The organism is Bradyrhizobium sp. IAR9 (assembly GCF_013408065.1).
GTDB lineage: Bacteria > Pseudomonadota > Alphaproteobacteria > Rhizobiales > Xanthobacteraceae > Bradyrhizobium.
Map to the genome: position 1 here is coordinate 93,101 of NZ_JACBZW010000003.1, position 18,689 is coordinate 111,789.

The following is an 18,689-nucleotide window of genomic DNA, read 5'->3' on the forward strand; positions in this document are numbered from 1 at the left end:
GGGATGAAACAGGATCGCGCGGTGTTACGTCGCCGGCATCAGCACGGTGTCGACCACATGGATCACGCCGTTGGACTGGTTGACGTTGGAGATCGTGACCATCGAGGTGCCGCCCTTGGCATCGACGATCCAGGTCTTGCCGTCCATCTTCTTGACCGTCAGTTCCTCGCCTTCGGCGGTCTTCAGCTTCTTGCCCTCGGTGAGGTCGGAGGCCTCGAGCTTGCCGGGCACGACGTGGTAGGTGAGGATCCTGGTCAGGGTCGCCTTGTTCTCGGGCTTGACCAGATTGTCGACGGTGCCGGCCGGCAGCTTGCCGAAGGCGGCGTTGGTCGGCGCGAACACCGTGAACGGACCCTTGCCTTCCAGCGTCGGCACCAGGCCGGCCGCCTTCACCGCCGCGACCAGCGTGGTGTGGTCCTTCGAGTTGACCGCGTTCTGGACGATGTTCTTGGACGGGAACATCGCGGCGCCGCCGACCATGACGGTCTTCTCCTCGGCGCGGACAGGCGCGACGACGGTCGCGGTGATGGCCAGGGCGCTGAAGGCGGCGGCGGCGAGATAGGCAATGCGCTTCGACATGGAAAGTCTCCCGATTGAATTGGTACCGGCGATGGCCGGTGTTGGGTTGGGGCAACAACGGCGACTGCGACCTGTTGGCGTGAAGCAGCAGCGCCGTCGTTGGACCGAACTACGGGAGGGTTCGGGTTGCGGTTTCGGAGAAAAATTCTTTGTGATGCGTGAAACTATGGAGCGGCGTGTCCGTGTGATGCGCGAGCACGCCAAGGACGGTGCCGTAGGGTGGGCAAAGCGCAGCGTGCCCACCAACCGCAAATGGAGAGAGGTGGTGGGCACGGCGCTTCGCGCCTTTGCCCACCCTACGGCAATGTGCCCGTTGAGACGGTGTACGAACCTCAATCCCTGTTGTTCGGCGTCTGAATGAATCCGCGATTATGCGTCGGGCTGATCAGCAGCTCGTTGATGCAGACGCGCGGCGGCATACTCGCGATGAACGCGATGGTGCGGCCGAGATCTTCGGATTGCAGCATCTTGGCCTGCTCGTCCTCGCTCGGCACCACCGGGCGCAGCTTGAGGATCGGCGTCGCTACCTCGCCCGGCATCAGACAGCAGGCGCGCAGGCCGTTGACGCATTCGTCCATGTTGAAGGAATGGGTCAGCGCCAGCACCGCATGCTTGGTCGTGGTGTAGGCCGGCCCCGGCATCTTCGAGACGTGGCGGCCGGCCCAGGACGAGACGTTGATGATTGCGCCGTCCTGCTGCTTGCGCATCGTCGGCAGCACCGCGCGCATGCAATAGAGCACGCCGTTGAGATTGACCTGGACCAGTCTGTCCCAGCCCTCCAGTTCCATGTCCTTCCAGCTGCGCTTGGGAACATTGATGCCGGCATTGTTGACCAGGAGGTCGATGCGGCCGTGCCTGGCGACGATCTGATCGGCGGCTTTCTGGGCTTCCGCAGCGTTGGCCACGTCCAGCGCGATGGCCTCGGCCGCCCCGCCCGTCTTGGCGATTTTGGCAACCACGGTATCCAGGGCGTCCTTCCGCCGGCCGGACACCACCACCGTCCAGCCGTCGGCCGCCAGCGCCTCGGCGCCGGCCTCGCCGATCCCGCTGCCTCCGCCCGTGACCCAGGCCACGCGTTTCCCACCTTTTGTCATGCAAACTGTCTCCGTTGCTTCATTGGGGCGGTTTTTGCTAATCCAGCCCTCGGTTTGACCGGCCTTCGCCGGCGAGGAATGTTGCATGAACCCAGCTGCCAACGCCAATTTGTTCTCCCGCCTGTTCGACGGCCTGGACGATCCGAAGCGCCTCGCCATCGAGACGCATGACGGCGGCCATATCAGCTATGGCGAGTTGATCGCGCGGGCCGGGCAGATGGCAAATGTGCTGGTCGCGCGCGGCGTGAAGCCGGGCGACCGCGTTGCGGTGCAGGTCGAGAAATCCGTCGCCAATATCGTGCTGTATCTCGGCACTGTCAGGGCCGGCGCGGTCTACCTTCCGCTCAACACCGCCTATACGCTGAACGAGCTTGACTACTTCATCGGCGACGCCGAGCCGTCGCTGGTGGTCTGCGATCCCTCCAAGGCGGAGGGCCTCGCCCCGATCGCCGCCAAGGTAAAGGCCAAGATCGAGACGCTCGGAGCTGACGGCAAGGGCTCGCTGACGGAAGCCGCCGACAAGGCCAGCAGCGAATTCACGACCGTCGCGCGGGCGAACGACGATCTCGCCGCCATCCTCTACACCTCGGGCACCACGGGGCGCTCCAAGGGCGCGATGCTGACGCATGATAATCTGGCGTCGAACTCGCTCTCGCTCGTCGGCTACTGGCGCTTCACCGACAAGGACGTGCTGATCCACGCGCTGCCGATCTATCACACGCACGGCCTGTTCGTGGCGACCAACGTGACACTGTTCGCGCGGGCGTCGATGATCTTCCTGCCGAAGCTCGATCCGGATTTGATGATCAAGCTGATGGCGCGCGCCACGGTGCTGATGGGCGTGCCGACCTTCTATACGCGCTTGCTCCAGAACCCTGCGCTGTCGAAGGAGACGACCAAGCATATGCGACTGTTCATCTCGGGCTCGGCGCCGCTGCTGGCGGAGACCCATCGCGAATGGTCGGCGCGGACGGGGCACGCCGTGCTCGAACGCTACGGCATGACCGAGACCAACATGAACACGTCGAACCCCTATGACGGCGAGCGCGTGCCCGGCGCAGTCGGCTTTCCCTTGCCGGACGTCTCCGTGCGCGTGACCGAGCCCGAGACGGGCAAGGAGCTGCCGCACGAGGAGATCGGCATGATCGAGGTCAAGGGCCCGAACGTCTTCAAGGGCTATTGGCGCATGCCGGAGAAGACCAAGTCCGAATTCCGCGACGACGGCTTCTTCATCACCGGCGATCTCGGCAAGATCGACGCCAAGGGCTACGTCCACATCCTCGGCCGCGGCAAGGATCTCGTGATCTCCGGCGGCTTCAACGTCTATCCGAAAGAGATCGAGAGCGAGATTGACGCCATGCCGGGCGTGGTGGAATCCGCTGTGATCGGCGTGCCGCACGCCGATTTCGGCGAGGGCGTCACGGCGGTTCTGGTCTGCAACAAGGGCGCGGACGTGAGCGAGGACTCGGTACTGAAGGCGCTCGACGGGCGGCTTGCGAAGTTCAAGATGCCCAAACGCGTCTTAGTCGTCGACGAGCTGCCGCGAAACACCATGGGCAAGGTGCAGAAGAACATCCTGCGGGATACGTACAAGGATATCTACGCGAAGAAGTGAGGGGACTCGTCGCAGGTTGCGACGAGGAGCATCAACAAAACGCGCTATCATGCCCGGCTTGACCGGGGTATCCAGTACGCCGCAGCCTTTCGAGGCAAGCACCGCCGTCTCTGGAATACTGGATCGCCCGATCAAGTCGGGCGATGACAGCGGAGTGTGTGGTAAGCGTTATGGCACACGCCACTCACAGTCCGCCGACCAGACTCATCACGAACCGGCTGCCGACGATCAACAGATAACATCCGAACGCGACTTCCAGCGTGCGCTTCGACATCGCATGCGCGGCTCTCACGCCTAGCGGCGCGGTGACGAGGCTCATCGGCATCACCAGCATGGCGCCGATCAGCGAGACGTAGCCGAGTGCGAACGGGATCTGCAGGGCTGCGACGGCCGGATAGTTCGCCGCCGCAGGCCAGCCCGCATAGATGTAGCCGAGCGCGCCGGGGATCGAGATCAGCACCGCGAGTGCGGATGACGTCGCCACCGCCTGATGGATCGGACGGCTGTAGAAGGTCATCAGCAGGTTCGAGAACAGGCCGCCGCCGATGCCCATCAGCGTCGAAAGAATACCGACGCAAAAGCCGTAGACGCGCATCAAGGGACCCTTCGGCAGATCGTCGCCCAACTTCCAGCCTTCGCGCGCGAAGATGAGGCGTGCCGCCGCCGACCAGGCGACACAGACGAACACGATCTTGAACAGCCGCTCCGGCGCATAGCGCGCGACCACGCTGCCGGCGACCACGCCCATCACGATCGGCAGCCACCACACCCGCAAGATGGCCATATCGACGGCGCCGCGCTTGTAATGCGCCTGGAACGAACGGATCGAGGTCGGGATGATTACCGCGAGCGAGGTGCCTATGCAGAGCGGCATGCGCACCTGCAGCGGCACGCCGGCGATGCGAAAGCATTCGTAGAACACCGGCACGAGAATCGCGCCCCCGCCGATGCCGAACACGCCGGCCAAAAATCCCGAAAGCGCGCCGGTTGCGATCAGCAGCAGCGCGAGCTCGACGATGTCCTTGATATCAAGTCCTGCAATCACCCCTGACCTGCCCCGGCGACTGGTCGCAACCTCTCCCGACGTCAGCCGGAGACGGCTGCGGTCCCAGCTTTAGGCGATCCGGGTTGCGTGGTCGACGCACCGGACGTGCCGGCTGGGGTGGAATGCGGGCTGCGCATATCCGCGGTCCCAGCGAAACGGGCCCAGCGTACGGCGGGCCGAGTCGCCTTGGCCCTGGTGAGGCGGCTATGGCCGACACGGACCGATTGGCGCGAGCGGCGAGCAGCGGACGGTGGGTTAGAGGCGTTCCAATAGTGATTTCAATGCGCCTCGCACAGGCTGCGAAGTAGTGAATCTAAGTTCTTAATTTGGTTGGCGGACCGATGTCCTGGTATACCAAGCCCCTGATTGGCCTTGTTTCATCAAGGCTCTAGAGCTGAACCATGGTTCGATTTATGGCAATTTGGAGATTGCGCAGGCCAAATCGACTCCGTAAATAGAGCCGACCTTTCCGATCCCCGCGCGCCCCCTGCTGGGCCGCCATAAAACATCAAAGCCCATGACCGCACGGATCGAACGACCCCTCTCGCCGCACATGCAAGTCTACCGCTGGACGCTGACGATGGCTCTCTCCATCATCCATCGCGCCACCGGTATTGCCCTCTATTTCGGAACCCTGCTGCTGGTCTGGTGGCTGGTTGCCGCGGCTTCCGGCCCGGCCGCTTACGCGCACGTCCAGGCCTTCGCCGGCAGCATCATCGGGCGGCTGATCGTGTTCGGCTACACCTGGGCGCTGATGCACCATATGCTCAGCGGCATCCGGCATTTCGTGTGGGACCTCGGCTACGGCTTCAAGGCCAATGAGCGGGAAGCGCTGACCTGGGGCGCCCTGATCGGCGGCATCGCGCTGACGGTGCTGATCTGGATCATCGCCTATGCGAACGGAGGTGGACGATGAGCGCATCCGATACGCCGAAGCGCAGCCTGCGCACCCCGCTCGGCCGCGTCCGCAATCTCGGCGCCGCGCATTCCGGCACGTCCGATTTCTGGCGTCAGCGCATCACCGGCGTCGCCATGACGCTGCTGATGATCCCGGCGCTGGTGATCATCGTGATGCTGCTCGGCCGCAACCAGGTCTACGCTGCGCAGACCCTGAGCTCCATTCCCGTCGCGGTGATCCTGCTCCTCTTCATTTTCGCCAGCGCCTGGCACATGAAGATCGGCATGCAGGTGGTGATCGAGGACTACGTCCATAACGAGAAGCTGAAGCTCGTCTCGATCATGCTCAACAATTTCTTCTCGGTCGCCGTGGCACTCGCCTCGACCTACGCGATCCTGAAACTGTCCTCCGGAGTGTAACCCATGGCCACCACAACGAATGGCACGGGCAACGGCGCTCCCGCCACCAACGGCAAAGCCTATCCGATCGAAGACCACACCTATGACGTCGTCGTGGTCGGCGCCGGCGGCGCGGGTCTGCGCGCCGTGGTCGGCTGCGGCGAAGCGGGCCTGCGCACCGCCTGCATCACCAAGGTGTTTCCGACCCGCTCGCACACGGTGGCGGCGCAGGGCGGCATCTCCGCCTCGCTCGGCAACATGCACAAGGACGACTGGCGCTGGCACATGTACGACACCGTGAAGGGGTCGGACTGGCTCGGCGATCAGGACGCGATCGAATACATGGTGCGCAACGCGCCCGACGCGGTCTACGAGCTCGAGCATTGGGGCGTGCCGTTCTCGCGCACCGAGGACGGCAAGATCTATCAGCGTCCGTTCGGCGGCATGACCATGGACTACGGCAAGGGCCAGGCGCAGCGCACCTGCGCCGCCGCCGACCGCACCGGCCACGCCATGCTGCACACGATGTACGGCCAGTCGCTGCGCCACGCTGCCGAGTTCTTCATCGAGTTCTTCGCCATCGACCTGATCATGGACGACCAGGGCACCTGCCGCGGCGTCATCGCGCTCAAGCTCGACGACGGCACGCTGCACCGCTTCCGCGCCCAGACCGTGATTCTGGCGACCGGCGGCTACGGCCGCGCCTATGCCTCCTGCACCTCGGCGCACACCTGCACCGGTGACGGCGGCGGCATGGTGCTGCGCGCCGGCCTGCCGATGCAGGACATGGAGTTCGTGCAGTTCCACCCGACCGGCATCTACGGCTCGGGCTGTCTCGTCACCGAAGGCGCCCGCGGCGAAGGCGGCTATCTCGTCAACTCGGAAGGCGAGCGCTTCATGGAGCGCTATGCGCCCTCGGCCAAGGACCTCGCCTCGCGCGACGTCGTCTCGCGCGCGATGACCATCGAGATCCGCGAAGGTCGCGGCGTCGGCAAGAAGAAGGACCACATCTTCCTGCATCTGGACCATCTCGATCCCGCGGTGCTGGCCGAGCGGCTGCCGGGCATCTCGGAATCCGCAAAGATCTTCGCCAATGTCGACGTGACGCGCGAGCCGATCCCGATCGTGCCGACGGTGCACTACAACATGGGCGGCATCCCCACCAACTATCACGGCGAAGTCCTGACCAAGAAGGACGGCGACGACAACGCCATCATCCCCGGCCTGATGGCGATCGGCGAAGCCGCCTGCGTCTCCGTGCACGGCGCCAACCGCCTCGGCTCCAACTCGCTGATCGACCTCGTCGTGTTCGGCCGCGCCGCAGCGCTCCGCCTCGCCGAGAAGCTGACGCCCAATGCCAAGCAGCCGGAGCTGCCGGCGAACTCGTCCGAGCTCGCGCTCGGCCGGCTCGACCATTACCGCTACGCCTCCGGCGGCACGCCGACCGCAAAGCTGCGCGAAGGCATGCAGCACGTGATGCAGAGCAATTGCGCCGTGTTCCGCACCGGCGAAGTCCTCAGCGAGGGCCAGAACCTGATCGAGAAGGTCCACAGCGGCATCACCGACATCGCCGTGTCCGACCGCTCGCTGGTGTGGAATTCGGACCTCGTCGAGACGCTCGAGTTCGACAATCTGATCTCGCAGGCGGTGGTGACGATGAACTCGGCCGCCAACCGCACCGAGAGCCGCGGCGCGCATGCGCGCGAGGACTTCTCCGAACGCGACGACAAGAACTGGATGAAGCACACGCTGGCCTGGCTGGACGATGCCGGCAAGGTCAAGATCGAGTACCGCCCGGTTCACGACTACACCATGACCAACGACGTGCAGTACATCCCGCCGAAAGCGCGTGTGTATTGAGCGAACAGCGAAGGCCTTATCGAGATGGTTGAATTCGCACTTCCGAAGAACTCCAAGATCACTGGCGGCAAGACCTGGCCGAAGCCCGCGGGCGCGACCGAGACCCGCGAGTTTCGCGTCTATCGCTGGAATCCGGACGACGGCAAGAATCCGAGCGTCGACACCTATTACGTCGACACCAATGATTGCGGTCCGATGGTGCTGGACGGCCTGATCTGGATCAAGAACCACATCGATCCGTCGCTGACCTTCCGCCGCTCCTGCCGCGAAGGCGTCTGCGGCTCCTGCGCCATGAACATCGACGGCCAGAATACGCTCGCCTGCACCCGCTCGATGCACGACGTGAAGGACGGCGCGGTAAAGATCAATCCGCTGCCGCACCAGCCGGTGGTGAAGGACCTCGTCCCCGACCTCACCAATTTCTACGCCCAGTACGCCTCGGTCGAGCCGTGGCTGAAGACCACCTCGCCGACGCCGCAGAAGGAATGGCGCCAGACCCACGAGGACCGCGAGAAGCTCGACGGCCTCTACGAGTGCATCCTGTGCGCCTGCTGCTCGACCTCGTGCCCGAGCTATTGGTGGAACAGCGAACGTTATCTCGGCCCCGCCGCGCTGCTCCAGGCCAACCGCTGGGTGTCCGATTCGCGCGACGAGGCGACCGGCGAGCGGCTCGACAATCTCGAGGATCCGTTCCGCCTCTACCGCTGCCACACCATCATGAATTGCGCCAAGGCCTGCCCGAAGGGACTGAACCCGGCGGAAGCCATCGCCGAGCTCAAGCTCAAGATGGTCGAGCGCCAGATCTAAAGGCGGCTTCATGCTTCCTGTCCCGGCCAGTCCGGCCGGGACATTCCGACATCGCAGTCAATTCGAGTAGAATTTTCTCCGACCCGCGGTGCGCGTAAGTTCCAGGCGCACAACCAGCGGTTCCGGCACAAGTTGCTTCCTTCCCCGCGCGAGATTCAGTTAAGCTCCCGTCAGGGACGGAGCGACTGTGCAGAGGGCGCAACGCAATTCGCTGAAGCTGTTGCAGTGGATGATGGCGGCATCCCTGGCGCTGCCGGTTGCGCTGTTCATCATCACCTCCGCGATCTCCTACACCTCGACCAGGGACATCGCCGACCGGGAGATCGAGCGCACGCTCGACGTCGTGCATGAGCACGCGCTCAAGGTGTTCGAGACCATCGATCGCAGCCTGGCCGAGCTCAACGAGGTCGTGCGCGGCCTTCCCGACGACGTCATCCGCGCGCGCGAGCCGGCGCTACACCGCCGCCTGAGGCGACTGACCGATTCGCTGCCGCAGCTCAAATCGGCCTGGATCTTCGACGCGGACGGAAGAGCGCTGGTCAACAGCCTTGCCTCGCCGCCGCCGGAGCTCCGCTTTGCAGACCGCGACTATTTCTACGCTCATGTCGACCAGACCATCGGCAGCTTCATCGGCACGGCCCTGACACCCCGTCCGCCCTATCAGGGCGCGCGCTTCTTCGGGATGAGCCGCCGCCGCGACTCCGACGACGGCAGCTTCATCGGGGTGATCCAGGCCTCCGTCCTGCCCGAATATTTCGAGAGTTTCTATGCGCGGATCGGCTCCGATGCCGGCAGCTTCTTCGCGATGGGACGCGCCGACGGCGTGCTGCTCGCGCAGTTCCCGCGGCTCGAGCGCGATCTTCGGCTCGATCCGACTGGACCGGTCGGCCGGGAAATCGCGGCGCGGCCCGCGCACGGCCTCATCACCGTCGCCTGGCCGTCGGACGGGATCGAGCGCCGCATTGGCTATCGGCGCGTCGCCGAATATCCGATCTATGTCAGCGCCGGGCTCGAGACCTCGGCGATCCGCGCGCGCTGGCTCGCCACCATGGGCCAGCATCTGGTGTTCGGCATTCCCGCCACCGCACTCCTGTTTCTGCTGTTGGCGCTGGCGTTGCGGCGCACCCAGCACCTTCAGGCCGAAGCCGCCAAGCGGCGTGAGGCCGAGGAGGCGCTCAAGCACAGCCAGCGCCTGGAGGCGCTCGGACAGCTCACCGGCGGCGTTGCGCATGATTTCAACAATCTGCTGACGGTGATCCGCGCCTCGGTCGACCTGTTGAACCGGCCGCAACTGACGGAGGAGCGGCGGCAGCGCTACATCACGGCCATTGCGGACGCGGTGGCACGCGCGGCGAAGCTGACCTCGCAGCTGCTCGCCTTTGCGCGGCGTCAAACCCTGAAGCCGGAAGTGTTCGACGTCGGCGAGCGGATGCAGGCGCTGCACGACATGCTGGCGCCGCTGCTGGGGCCGGCCATCGAGATCACCATGCGCCTGCCCACCGAGCCCTGCCTCGTCCACGCCGATGCCGGCCAGTTCGAGACGGCACTGATCAACATGGCGACCAACGCGCGCGATGCCATGCAGGGCAAGGGCAGGATCGTTTTCACGGTCGAGACCGCGACGACCGTTCCGGACACGCTGGCCCATGCCCCAGGCAGCCAGAACTTGGTAAGCCAGAATTTGGGAAGCCAGAGCTTGGCAAACCAGAACCTGGCAAACCGCGGCTTCATCAGCGTGACCGTCAGCGACACCGGCATCGGCATTCCTGCCGCACGACTGGAGCGCATCTTCGAACCGTTCTTCACCACCAAGCAGGTCGGCCATGGCACCGGCCTCGGCCTGTCCCAGGTGTTCGGCTTCGCCCGGCAATCCGGCGGCGAGGTGACGGTTGCGAGCGAGGTCGGTCGCGGCAGCACCTTCTCGCTCTACCTGCCGCGCGTGCCGCCGGATCTGCTGCCGCAGCGGCAGGCGCCGAACACGGCGCCGGCGGTGGCCGGCAGCGGCATGTCGGTGCTGCTGGTCGAGGACAATATCGAGCTGGCCAATTTTGCCGCCGACGGCCTCACCGAGCTCGGCTACAGCATCACGCTGGTCGACAACGCGACCGATGCGCTCGCCGAGCTCGTCATGGACGCGGATCGCTTCGACGTCGTGTTCACGGACGTGGTGATGCCTGGGATGACCGGGCTCGATCTGGCGCAGGCGATCCGCGACCGCGGCATCGACGTGCCGGTCGTGCTGACCACGGGCTACAGCCAGGCCCTGTCGCAAGAGGGCGTGACCGGTTTCGAACTCGTGCAGAAGCCTTATTCGATCGAGGAATTGTCGCGCGTTCTCCACCGGGCGGCCCGCATCCGGCGCGTCCGCGACGGCGCGGCCGAATGAGGCGCCACGCGGAACCTGAGGGAACCGGTTGATTTCCTTCGCGTTGTCCGCTCATGCAAAAGCCGGCCGCGAAGCGCGAACAGGGCCCCAAACCGCCCATCGTCGGGATCAAGGGGGAGAATGGCGACGAGGTCGCCGCGCCACCGCCGGAATTGCTCGAGCCTGACCCGGAGCTAACGCCCGAGGAAGCCGAGCAGGCCCGCAAGGATTATCTGCTGACGCGGTTCTGGATCAGCGCGCGCGGCTTCTGGGGACGCAACGGCGATCGCCTCGCCTGGCCGTTCTCGCTCGGCCTCGGCGCGCTGATCGTCCTGACCGTCGGCTTCCAGTACGGCATCAATGTCTGGAACCGGGCGATCTTCGACGCGATCGAGAAACGCGATGCGACCGCCGTCTTCCATCTCACCGCTTTGTTCTTCCCGCTTGCGATCGGCAGCATCGTGCTCGGCGTCATCCAGGTGTTCGCGCGCATGGGCATCCAGCGGCGCTGGCGGGCCTGGTTGACTGCGAGCGTGCTGACGCGGTGGCTCAAGAACGGGCGCTATTACCAGCTCAACCTCGTCCGCGGCGACCACGAAAATCCGGAATATCGGATTGCGGAGGATCTGCGCATCGCGACCGATTCGCCGGTCGATTTCCTCGCGGGCGTCACCTCGGCGCTGCTGTCGGCCGCGACCTTCATCGTCGTGCTCTGGACCATCGGCGGCGCGCTCACCGTCACGTTCGGCGGGTCGAGCATCACCATTCCCGGCTTCCTCGTGATCGCCGCGATGCTCTATGCCGCGATCGCGTCCGGCTCGATCCTGGTGATCGGCCGTCAGTTCGTCCAGGTCTCCGAGAACAAGAACCAGGCCGAGGCCGATTTCCGCTATACGCTGACGCGCGTGCGCGAGCACGGCGAGAGCATCGCGCTGCTCGGCGGCGAGGAGGAAGAGCGCGACGGCATCGACCGCAATTTCACGAGCGTGCTCAGGCAATGGGCGCGGCTCGCCGGCCAACACATGCGCACCACGCTGGTGTCGCAGGGATCGAGCCTGGTTGCGCCGGTCGTGCCGCTTTTGCTTTGCGCGCCAAAATTTCTCGACGGCAGCATGACGCTGGGACAAGTGATGCAGGCGGCCTCCGCCTTCACCATCGTGCAGAGCGCGTTCGGCTGGCTGGTCGACAATTATCCGCGGCTCGCCGACTGGAATGCCTGCGCGCGCCGCATCGCTTCGTTGATGATGTCGCTCGACGGCCTCGAACGCGCCGAGCAAGGCGATGGCCTCGGCCGCATCAAGCGCGGCGAGACCCGCAACGACGCCATGCTGGAGCTGAACGACCTCTCGGTCACGCTCGACGACGGCACGGCCGTGGTCGGCGAGACCGAGGTGGTGATCGAGCCCGGCGAACGGCTGCTTGTCGCCGGCGAATCCGGCACCGGCAAGAGCACGCTGGTGCGCGCCATCGCGGGCCTGTGGCCCTGGGGCGGCGGCAGCGTGAATTTCCATCCCGACCGGCGCCTGTTCATGCTGCCGCAGCGGCCCTACGTGCCTTCCGGATCATTGCGCCGCGCGGTCGCCTATCCGGGCGCCGCCGACCACTGGACCGTGGAGGAGATCGGCGAAGCCTTGCACAAGGTCGGGCTCGATCATCTCAAGGAGAAGATCGAGGAAGAGGGCCCGTGGGACCAGACGCTGTCAGGCGGCGAGAAACAGCGTCTCGCCTTCGCGCGGCTGCTGCTGCACAACCCCGATATCGTCGTGCTGGATGAGGCGACCTCGGCGCTCGACGAGAAGAGCCAGGACAAGATGATGAAGACGGTCACCGACGCGCTACCTAAGGCGACCATCGTCAGCGTCGCGCATCGCGCCGAGCTGGAAGCCTTCCACAGCCGCAAGATCGTGCTGGAGCGCCGCAAGGGCGGCGCCAAGCTCGTCAGCGACATCGAGCTGATCCCGCGCAAGGGCAAGCGCAGGCTGCTCGGCCGCTTCCTGCGGCAGCGCAAGGCTCCGAAGAAGGCGGCGTGAGGAAAGCGGTGTAACGCACTCTCTCCGTCGTCCCGGACGAGCGCAGCTCTAGGTAACGCGAAGCGTTGCCTAGAGCTGCGTGCAGATCCGGGACCCATACCCACAGGGAGGAGTTTGGCGACGACTCGGAGTGGGCATCTCGCATTGGACTCCTCCCTGGGGTTATGGGTCCCCGCGTTCGCGGGGACGACCCCGAGATTGTGGCTCGCATCGAGCGTTGGAGTCCCGCGCAAAACCGGCTATGCATGCGCCGCTTGCAACGAGGATCGCCTGCTTGACGACCGACAACGCCCCTTCGTCCGCGCCGTTCGGCGCGTTTGCGCCCAATGCGGCGCAAGCTGCGATCATTCGCCTCGCACAGCAGTCGGGGCTGAAGCGCGGCGCATTCCGACCCTGGATGTCGCGGCTGGTCAACCTGCTGCGCGGCGGCCCGGTCGACGTGCAATATCAGGGCGCATCGTTCCGCTTCTATCACCAGGGCAGCGCGACCGAGCGCGGCGCGCTGTTCAATCCCGATTACAATCTCGACGAGCTCGACTTCCTGCGCCAGCACACCCCGGCGGGCGGCACCTTCGTCGACGTCGGCGCCAATGTCGGCACGTTTGCGCTGGTGATGGCGCAGCAGGTCGGCAGCTCAGGCAAGGTGGTCGCGATCGAGCCACATCCGCTGACGTTTGGACGGCTTTCCTTCAACCACGCCGCGTCGAAGACGGCGCAAGTGCGCCTGGTGCAGGCTGCGGCCGGCGACAGCGACGGCGAGCTGATGATCGAGAGCGGCGGCGGCAATCTTGGCGCCACGCACGTCGTCACCGGCACGGCGACCGCCGAGGCCATCAAGGTGCCGTCACTGCGGCTGACACGCATTCTCGACGAGGCCGGCGTCCGCCAAGTTGATTCGCTGAAGATCGACGTCGAGGGTTTTGAGGACCGCGTGCTGATCGGCTTCTTCCGCGATGCACCGCCCTCGCTATGGCCGCGCGCGGTCGTCATCGAGCATCTGTCACAAAACGAATGGCAGCAGGATTGTATTGCCGACATGGTCGCGCGTGGATTCGCGATCATGCGCAAGACGCGAAGCAATACGTTCCTCTCACGCTGACAAGGACGAAGGAGGTTACGATGATCGACCATCTGGGTTTCTCCGTCTCCGACTATGAGCGCGCCAAGGCGTTCTACGCCAAGGCGCTGGCTCCGCTCGGCTACGGCCTGATCATGGAGGTCACGGCGGAGCAGACCGGCCACGCTGCAGCCGCAGGCTTCGGTGCCAACGGCAAGCCGGATTTCTGGATCGGCGGCGAAGGCGCCATGAACAAGCCGGTGCATGTCGCAATCGCGGCCAGGGACCGCGCGACCGTCGACGCCTTCTACAAGGCGGCCATCGCGGCCGGCGGCCGCGACAACGGCCCGCCCGGCATCCGCCCGCATTACCATGCGAACTACTACGGCGCCTTCGTGCTCGACCCTGACGGCCACAACATCGAGGCCGTCTGCCACGCGCCGGAATAAGGCAGATCCAGCGCGACGCGATCTGGGAACATCGGCGCGGCATCATCGTTGTCCTTCTCCGGACAACCTGATCCCGATGGTGCCGATGCCGATCGAACCGCCCGAGATTCCACCGGCAACTCCGGGGACTCCAGCCGAACCGCCGCCCGGCATTCCGCCGGGCAATCCGCAGCCTGAAATCACGCCGCCGGTGCGCGAACCCGGCTCGCCACCGCGGCCCGACGAATTGCCGGGCCGCATGCCTGAAGAGATTCCATCGCGCGGGCCGAACGGGCCGCTGACGCCGAATCCTGCGACGGATGCAATTCCGCCGCGGGATCGCGCATGAAGCAGCCGATCACATGTGGGGCAATTGCAACCAGCGTCTGAATGCGCAATGAACGTTGCCGGAGTGACGTGATTTCCGTGCAGAAATAAATCGGGCCGCGACCGCATCGCCCGCCACAATCCGGCCTAACGCGTAGCTGTTCATCCCAACACTTCGTCAAAGAACCTTCCGGGGAAGTTCACCACCATGACCAATCTTCGTTTCGTGCTGCTCGCGACGACGGCTCTGACCGCGATGCAATTCGCAAGCTCCGCATCGCAAGCGCAAAGTGCGCCGCCGCTCGTGGTCGCACAGGCGCAGCCTCAAGATGCAGGCCCTGACGGAAAACCGAAGCAGCCGCCGAAGGGACCCGCGGCTGCGCCGCCTGCTGGGCCCGCGCGCCCGGCCGCTCCGCCGCCCGCCGCTGCACCGCCCCACCCGCCGGCTGCGCCGCCGCCGGCCGCCGCACCGCCGCGTCCCGCCGCGCCGCCACCGCCTCCGCCGCCACCTGCGGCCCGTCCGGCTCCCCCGCCGCCACCACCGCCGCCTGCTGCACCGAAGCAGCCGTCGCCGCCTCCGGCCGCGGCGCCGCAGCAGCACGCCCCGACACCTCCACCTCCGCCGCCTGCGGCACGCCCGGCTCCCACGCCGCCGGCACCGCCGCCTGCTGCAGGTCCGCAGCACGCACCGACGCCGCCGCCTCCCGCAGCACGTCCGGCCCCGACGCCACCAGCGCCGCCGCCGGCTGCAACGCCTCCGGGCCGCCCCGCTCCGGGCCCCGCGGCGACGCCTTCTCCCGCACCCGCAGCGCCGACGGCGCGACCGGGAGCGCCTGCTCCGACCGCCACACCTGCCCCGACTGCGACACCCGCGCCGACTGCAACGCCGGCTCCGGGCAGCACGCCTGGCGCACCGCCGGCGGGCCGACCCGGCGCACCGCCGCCCGGCGCACGTCCCGGCACGCCTCCGGCTGCAGGATCGCCGGCTCCCGGTGCCGCGCCCGCTCCGACGGCCACGCCGGCTCCCGGCAGCACGCCGACGCCACCGCCCGGACGTCCGGGTGCGGCAACGCCGGGCCCCGGCGCGGCTCCGGCCCCGACTGCGACGCCAACCCCCGGTCAGCAGGGTGCAACGCCGCCCGCGGCCGGAACCCCGCCTGCCGGCCCGCAGGCTGGTGCCCCGCCCCGGCCGCCGGCGCCTCCCGCCGGCGCTGCCGCGCCGACCGTCGTCCCTGGCACACCGGCCGCCGCGCCGCCGCCCGACAGGGCACAATACAGGCCGCCGACGGTCGCGCCCGCCTTCCGGGCCGCGCCGACGGTCGCCGCACCCTTGCCGCCTCCGCCGCGCCCGCAGCAGCGCGACCTGACCCCGCTCGCGATCGGTGCAGGCGTGGTGGCCGGCGCCGTGATCGGCGCCACCATTGCCGACATGCACAGCCAGCGACGCGAGGTCGTCGAAGGCGGCCGCACCGTCTACACCGAGCCGGACCGCATCATCATCCGCGATCCGGGCGGGCAGGCTTACGTCCGCGGCAACGACCTCTATCGCTTCCGCTATGGCGCCCGTGACATCCGCACCGACACCGTCGGCGGTGAAACCCGCACCGTCGTGGTCCGTCCCGACGGCAGCGAGATCATCACCGTGGTCGGTGCGGACGGTTCGCTGCGGCGGCGAATCCGCAGGGACCCCCGCGGGGGCGAGCTCGTCATCATCGACAACACCTACCGCGATCCGCGGGCAGTCGGCGGCTTCTATGTCGACGTGCCGCCGCCGGTCGTGAACATTCCCTACGACCGCTACATCGTCGACGCCCAGGAGGCATCGCCGGATGTGATCTACCAGACCATGGTGGCACCGCCGGTACAGCGGATCGATCGGCGTTACTCGCTCGACGAGATCCGCTACAGCCCCAATGTCCGCATGCAGATGCCGAGCATCGACGTCAACACGATCAACTTCGAGACGGGATCGTGGACCATCCCGCCGGACCAGGCGGCCCGGCTGCAGGTGATCGCCGACGGCCTCAACCAGGCGATTCAGCAGAACCCGCGCGCGGTGTTCCTGATCGAGGGACACACCGACGCGGTCGGCAACGAGGTCGACAATCTGTCATTGTCGGACCGTCGTGCGCAGTCCGCGGCCGAATTGCTAACGCAGCAGTTCAACGTGCCCGCGGAGAACCTGACGTCGCAGGGCTATGGCGAGCAGTATCTGAAGGAGCAGTCGCAAGGGCCGAGCCTGATCAACCGGCGCGTGACCATCCGCAACATCACGCCGCTGCTCAATGGCGGCCAGGCCAACGCGGCGCCTCCGCCGCGGCAGTAAGTCCCTCGCAACGAGAAAATGGCCGGGAGCAATCCCGGCCATTTTTGTTTGGCGCGCGTCTCGCCCTTAATGCGCGGCGGCAAGCCCAAGCGCATCCGCGATGACGCGAAACACTTCCGTATTGTCCATCGAACCCTGCACGCGCTCGCTGCCCGGACCCGTCGCCGTGAGGATGACGTCCTCGCCGGAATGCACGCTGGCGCCGATCATCGCCGGCAGATTGCCGGGGCGCAGCACGACGCCTGGAACATCCTTGTATCTGTCGTTGGCCTTGAACGTCCCGTCCTCCGCACCCTTCACGGTCGGCTCGTTGGGATTGTCGAGCTTCGGGCGGAACGTCTCGTAATGGTCCGGCAGGCTGGCCGAGAAGATGGCAAGCCGCCGGCTCACATCGATGCGGGCCGGATAACCCTCCGCATCCGGCGCCGGATAATTCGGAAACCCGGCCTGGTCGTAGACGCCGACGCGCTCGCGCAGCGGCACGTTGGGCGCGGTGCCCATGTCGTCATTCACCGTGCCGACGAGACTGTTGGGATGATTGTGGTCCGCCAACACCAGGATGAGGGTGTCCTCGCCGCGCGCGCGCCCCCATTCACGGGTCTGGCGCACCGCGTTGTCGAGCATGATCGTGTCGAAGACGGCGCGCTCCATGTCGAGCAAATGCGCGTATTTGTCGATCATTCCGGACTCGACCATCAGGAAGAAGCCAGCCTCGTTCTTCGCCAGGATGTTCAGCGCTGCCTGCACCTGCTCGGTCAAGTCAGGTTGCTCGGGAAATTTCTTCACGCCGCCGCCTCTGAGGAATTTGCGATCCAGCGCGCCGTCCATGTTGCCGGCGGCGAACAGGCCGAGCAGCTTGCTGGTCTCCGGCTTTGCGGCAGAAGCGCCGAGCTCGCCCGCGGTGGTCGCCACCTGGTAGCCTGCGTCACGAAACTTCGCGATGAAGTCGGTCTCGTCCTTGCGCTTGGAGCCGGCGGCGGATTTCGGCAGGAAATTCGCGCTGCCCCCGCCCATCAGCACATCCGGCTTGGCCGCGAACAACTGCTCGACGATCTCGTCATAGGCCGCGCGCCGGCGCGTGTGCGCGACCATCGCCGCCGGCGTTGCGTCCTCGATCTCGGTGTTGGTGACGACGCCGATCGCCATGCCGAGCCGCCTCCGGGCAAGGCTCGTGATGGTTTCGACCCGGGGATCGTCGAACGGGCTTGCGGTGCGGTCCGCGTAGACGCCGAGCGCGTTGACGGCAGCCTTGTGCCCGGTCGCATAGGCGCTGGCCGAATTCGCGGAGTCCGTGATGATCGAGTCCGAGCCCGCGGTCGCCACCAGTGCCATGTGAGGCATGTCGTCGATAGCGAGCTTGCCGCGGCTCTTGCCCTCCGAGATGCCCTTGGACAGGATTCGGGCCGCGACCCGATGCGCCGGCGACATGCCGTCACCGATGAACAGGATGACGTTCTTCGCCTTGCGCGGACCCGTGTCGTAGACCGTCCATGTGACGCTGCGCTGGCGCGTGCCGTCACTCACATCCACGGCAATGCTGCCCGGCGTGGTCAGCGTGACGTCGCGCAGGATCAGCGCCGACTGTTCCTTGCCGTCCTCGCGGTCGATGAAGGTCGCCGAACGGCCGAACGCGGTCGCGTAATCCGCGCCGTTCACCGTCACCTTCAGCTTGGCGGGATCGACGGGCCCGGGGAATTCGACCTTGAAGTCGAATTGGGCTCCGGCCAGGATCTCGGCACGATCGATCGGATAGATCGTCTGTGCCGACAGTGACGTTGTCCAAAGCAAGACGATGAGAGAGGCGAGTGCCGATCCCTTGACCATGTTCGATGCTCCGCGATGCCCATTCCGGGGAAAGCG

Annotated in this window: 15 protein-coding genes; 11 read left to right on the forward strand and 4 right to left on the reverse strand. The window is 66.2% G+C overall.

Annotated elements, in window-relative coordinates; all coding sequences use genetic code 11:
* Positions 1–24: 24 nt before the first annotated feature.
* A complete protein-coding gene (locus GGD67_RS09470) occupies positions 25–579 on the reverse strand; it encodes a fasciclin domain-containing protein (RefSeq protein ID WP_018318924.1) in 555 nt (184 codons plus the stop codon).
* Between the two features lie 332 nt (positions 580–911).
* Entirely contained in the window at positions 912–1,673 is a 762-nt protein-coding gene (locus GGD67_RS09475) for an SDR family oxidoreductase (protein WP_026202097.1), read from the reverse strand.
* An 85-nt stretch (positions 1,674–1,758) separates the two neighbouring features.
* Here GGD67_RS09475 and GGD67_RS09480 point away from each other — a divergent pair, with 85 nt between their 5' ends.
* Complete coding sequence (locus GGD67_RS09480) at positions 1,759–3,288, forward strand: malonyl-CoA synthase (RefSeq protein WP_179732348.1); 1,530 nt, start codon at positions 1,759–1,761, stop codon at positions 3,286–3,288.
* 184 nt (positions 3,289–3,472) lie between these two features.
* Here GGD67_RS09480 and GGD67_RS09485 read toward each other — a convergent pair whose 3' ends face one another.
* The gene (locus tag GGD67_RS09485) at positions 3,473–4,333 is read right to left on the reverse strand and encodes a sulfite exporter TauE/SafE family protein (protein WP_179732350.1); all 861 of its coding nucleotides are present in this window, start codon (positions 4,331–4,333) and stop codon (positions 3,473–3,475) included.
* 517 nt (positions 4,334–4,850) lie between these two features.
* Between GGD67_RS09485 and sdhC the strand changes: the two genes are divergently transcribed.
* The 10 genes from sdhC to GGD67_RS09535 all read left to right on the forward strand — a co-directional run bounded on the left by sdhC (position 4,851) and on the right by GGD67_RS09535 (position 16,829).
* Entirely contained in the window at positions 4,851–5,249 is a 399-nt protein-coding gene (gene sdhC / locus GGD67_RS09490) for a succinate dehydrogenase, cytochrome b556 subunit (RefSeq protein ID WP_018318928.1), read from the forward strand.
* Positions 5,246–5,650, forward strand: coding sequence for a succinate dehydrogenase, hydrophobic membrane anchor protein (gene sdhD / locus GGD67_RS09495; RefSeq protein ID WP_018318929.1), 405 nt, complete (start codon positions 5,246–5,248; stop codon positions 5,648–5,650). The genes sdhC and sdhD overlap by 4 nt, the downstream gene beginning before the upstream one ends.
* A 3-nt stretch (positions 5,651–5,653) precedes the next feature.
* On the forward strand, positions 5,654–7,489 hold the full coding sequence (gene sdhA / locus GGD67_RS09500) for a succinate dehydrogenase flavoprotein subunit (RefSeq protein ID WP_179732352.1): 1,836 nt from the start codon (positions 5,654–5,656) through the stop codon (positions 7,487–7,489).
* A gap of 24 nt (positions 7,490–7,513) precedes the next feature.
* Positions 7,514–8,296: a succinate dehydrogenase iron-sulfur subunit gene (locus tag GGD67_RS09505; RefSeq protein WP_038972643.1), complete on the forward strand. Its 783-nt coding sequence runs from the start codon at positions 7,514–7,516 to the stop codon at positions 8,294–8,296.
* A 187-nt stretch (positions 8,297–8,483) separates the two neighbouring features.
* Positions 8,484–10,682, forward strand: coding sequence for a hybrid sensor histidine kinase/response regulator (locus GGD67_RS09510; protein WP_179732354.1), 2,199 nt, complete (start codon positions 8,484–8,486; stop codon positions 10,680–10,682).
* A gap of 53 nt (positions 10,683–10,735) precedes the next feature.
* Positions 10,736–12,691: an ABC transporter ATP-binding protein/permease gene (locus tag GGD67_RS09515; RefSeq protein WP_018318933.1), complete on the forward strand. Its 1,956-nt coding sequence runs from the start codon at positions 10,736–10,738 to the stop codon at positions 12,689–12,691.
* 274 nt (positions 12,692–12,965) lie between these two features.
* Positions 12,966–13,790, forward strand: a complete 825-nt coding sequence (locus GGD67_RS09520) for an FkbM family methyltransferase (protein WP_179732356.1) — start codon at positions 12,966–12,968, stop codon at positions 13,788–13,790.
* A 20-nt stretch (positions 13,791–13,810) separates the two neighbouring features.
* On the forward strand, positions 13,811–14,197 hold the full coding sequence (locus GGD67_RS09525) for a VOC family protein (protein ID WP_018318935.1): 387 nt from the start codon (positions 13,811–13,813) through the stop codon (positions 14,195–14,197).
* 85 nt (positions 14,198–14,282) lie between these two features.
* Positions 14,283–14,525 carry a hypothetical protein gene (locus tag GGD67_RS09530; protein ID WP_026202099.1) on the forward strand — a complete coding sequence of 81 codons (243 nt, stop codon included), beginning with the start codon at positions 14,283–14,285 and terminating at the stop codon, positions 14,523–14,525.
* Between the two features lie 186 nt (positions 14,526–14,711).
* Positions 14,712–16,829: an OmpA family protein gene (locus tag GGD67_RS09535; RefSeq protein WP_018318937.1), complete on the forward strand. Its 2,118-nt coding sequence runs from the start codon at positions 14,712–14,714 to the stop codon at positions 16,827–16,829.
* A gap of 66 nt (positions 16,830–16,895) precedes the next feature.
* Here the strand turns inward: GGD67_RS09535 and GGD67_RS09540 are convergent, their stop codons facing one another.
* Positions 16,896–18,653, reverse strand: a complete 1,758-nt coding sequence (locus GGD67_RS09540; RefSeq protein WP_179732357.1) for an alkaline phosphatase — start codon at positions 18,651–18,653, stop codon at positions 16,896–16,898.
* Positions 18,654–18,689: the final 36 nt, after the last annotated feature.

What these genes read in the sequence shown, in the direction of transcription:
- GGD67_RS09470 (WP_018318924.1), bottom strand. Translation starts at nt 579, where the DNA reads ATGTCGAAGCGCATTGCCTATCTCGCCGCCGCCGCCTTCAGCGCCCTG.
- GGD67_RS09535 (WP_018318937.1), top strand. Translation starts at nt 14,712, where the DNA reads ATGACCAATCTTCGTTTCGTGCTGCTCGCGACGACGGCTCTGACCGCG.
- GGD67_RS09480 (WP_179732348.1), top strand. Translation starts at nt 1,759, where the DNA reads ATGAACCCAGCTGCCAACGCCAATTTGTTCTCCCGCCTGTTCGACGGC.
- GGD67_RS09475 (WP_026202097.1), bottom strand. Translation starts at nt 1,673, where the DNA reads ATGACAAAAGGTGGGAAACGCGTGGCCTGGGTCACGGGCGGAGGCAGC.
- sdhA (WP_179732352.1), top strand. Translation starts at nt 5,654, where the DNA reads ATGGCCACCACAACGAATGGCACGGGCAACGGCGCTCCCGCCACCAAC.
- GGD67_RS09515 (WP_018318933.1), top strand. Translation starts at nt 10,736, where the DNA reads ATGCAAAAGCCGGCCGCGAAGCGCGAACAGGGCCCCAAACCGCCCATC.
- GGD67_RS09505 (WP_038972643.1), top strand. Translation starts at nt 7,514, where the DNA reads ATGGTTGAATTCGCACTTCCGAAGAACTCCAAGATCACTGGCGGCAAG.
- sdhC (WP_018318928.1), top strand. Translation starts at nt 4,851, where the DNA reads ATGACCGCACGGATCGAACGACCCCTCTCGCCGCACATGCAAGTCTAC.
- sdhD (WP_018318929.1), top strand. Translation starts at nt 5,246, where the DNA reads ATGAGCGCATCCGATACGCCGAAGCGCAGCCTGCGCACCCCGCTCGGC.
- GGD67_RS09530 (WP_026202099.1), top strand. Translation starts at nt 14,283, where the DNA reads ATGCCGATCGAACCGCCCGAGATTCCACCGGCAACTCCGGGGACTCCA.
- GGD67_RS09525 (WP_018318935.1), top strand. Translation starts at nt 13,811, where the DNA reads ATGATCGACCATCTGGGTTTCTCCGTCTCCGACTATGAGCGCGCCAAG.
- GGD67_RS09540 (WP_179732357.1), bottom strand. Translation starts at nt 18,653, where the DNA reads ATGGTCAAGGGATCGGCACTCGCCTCTCTCATCGTCTTGCTTTGGACA.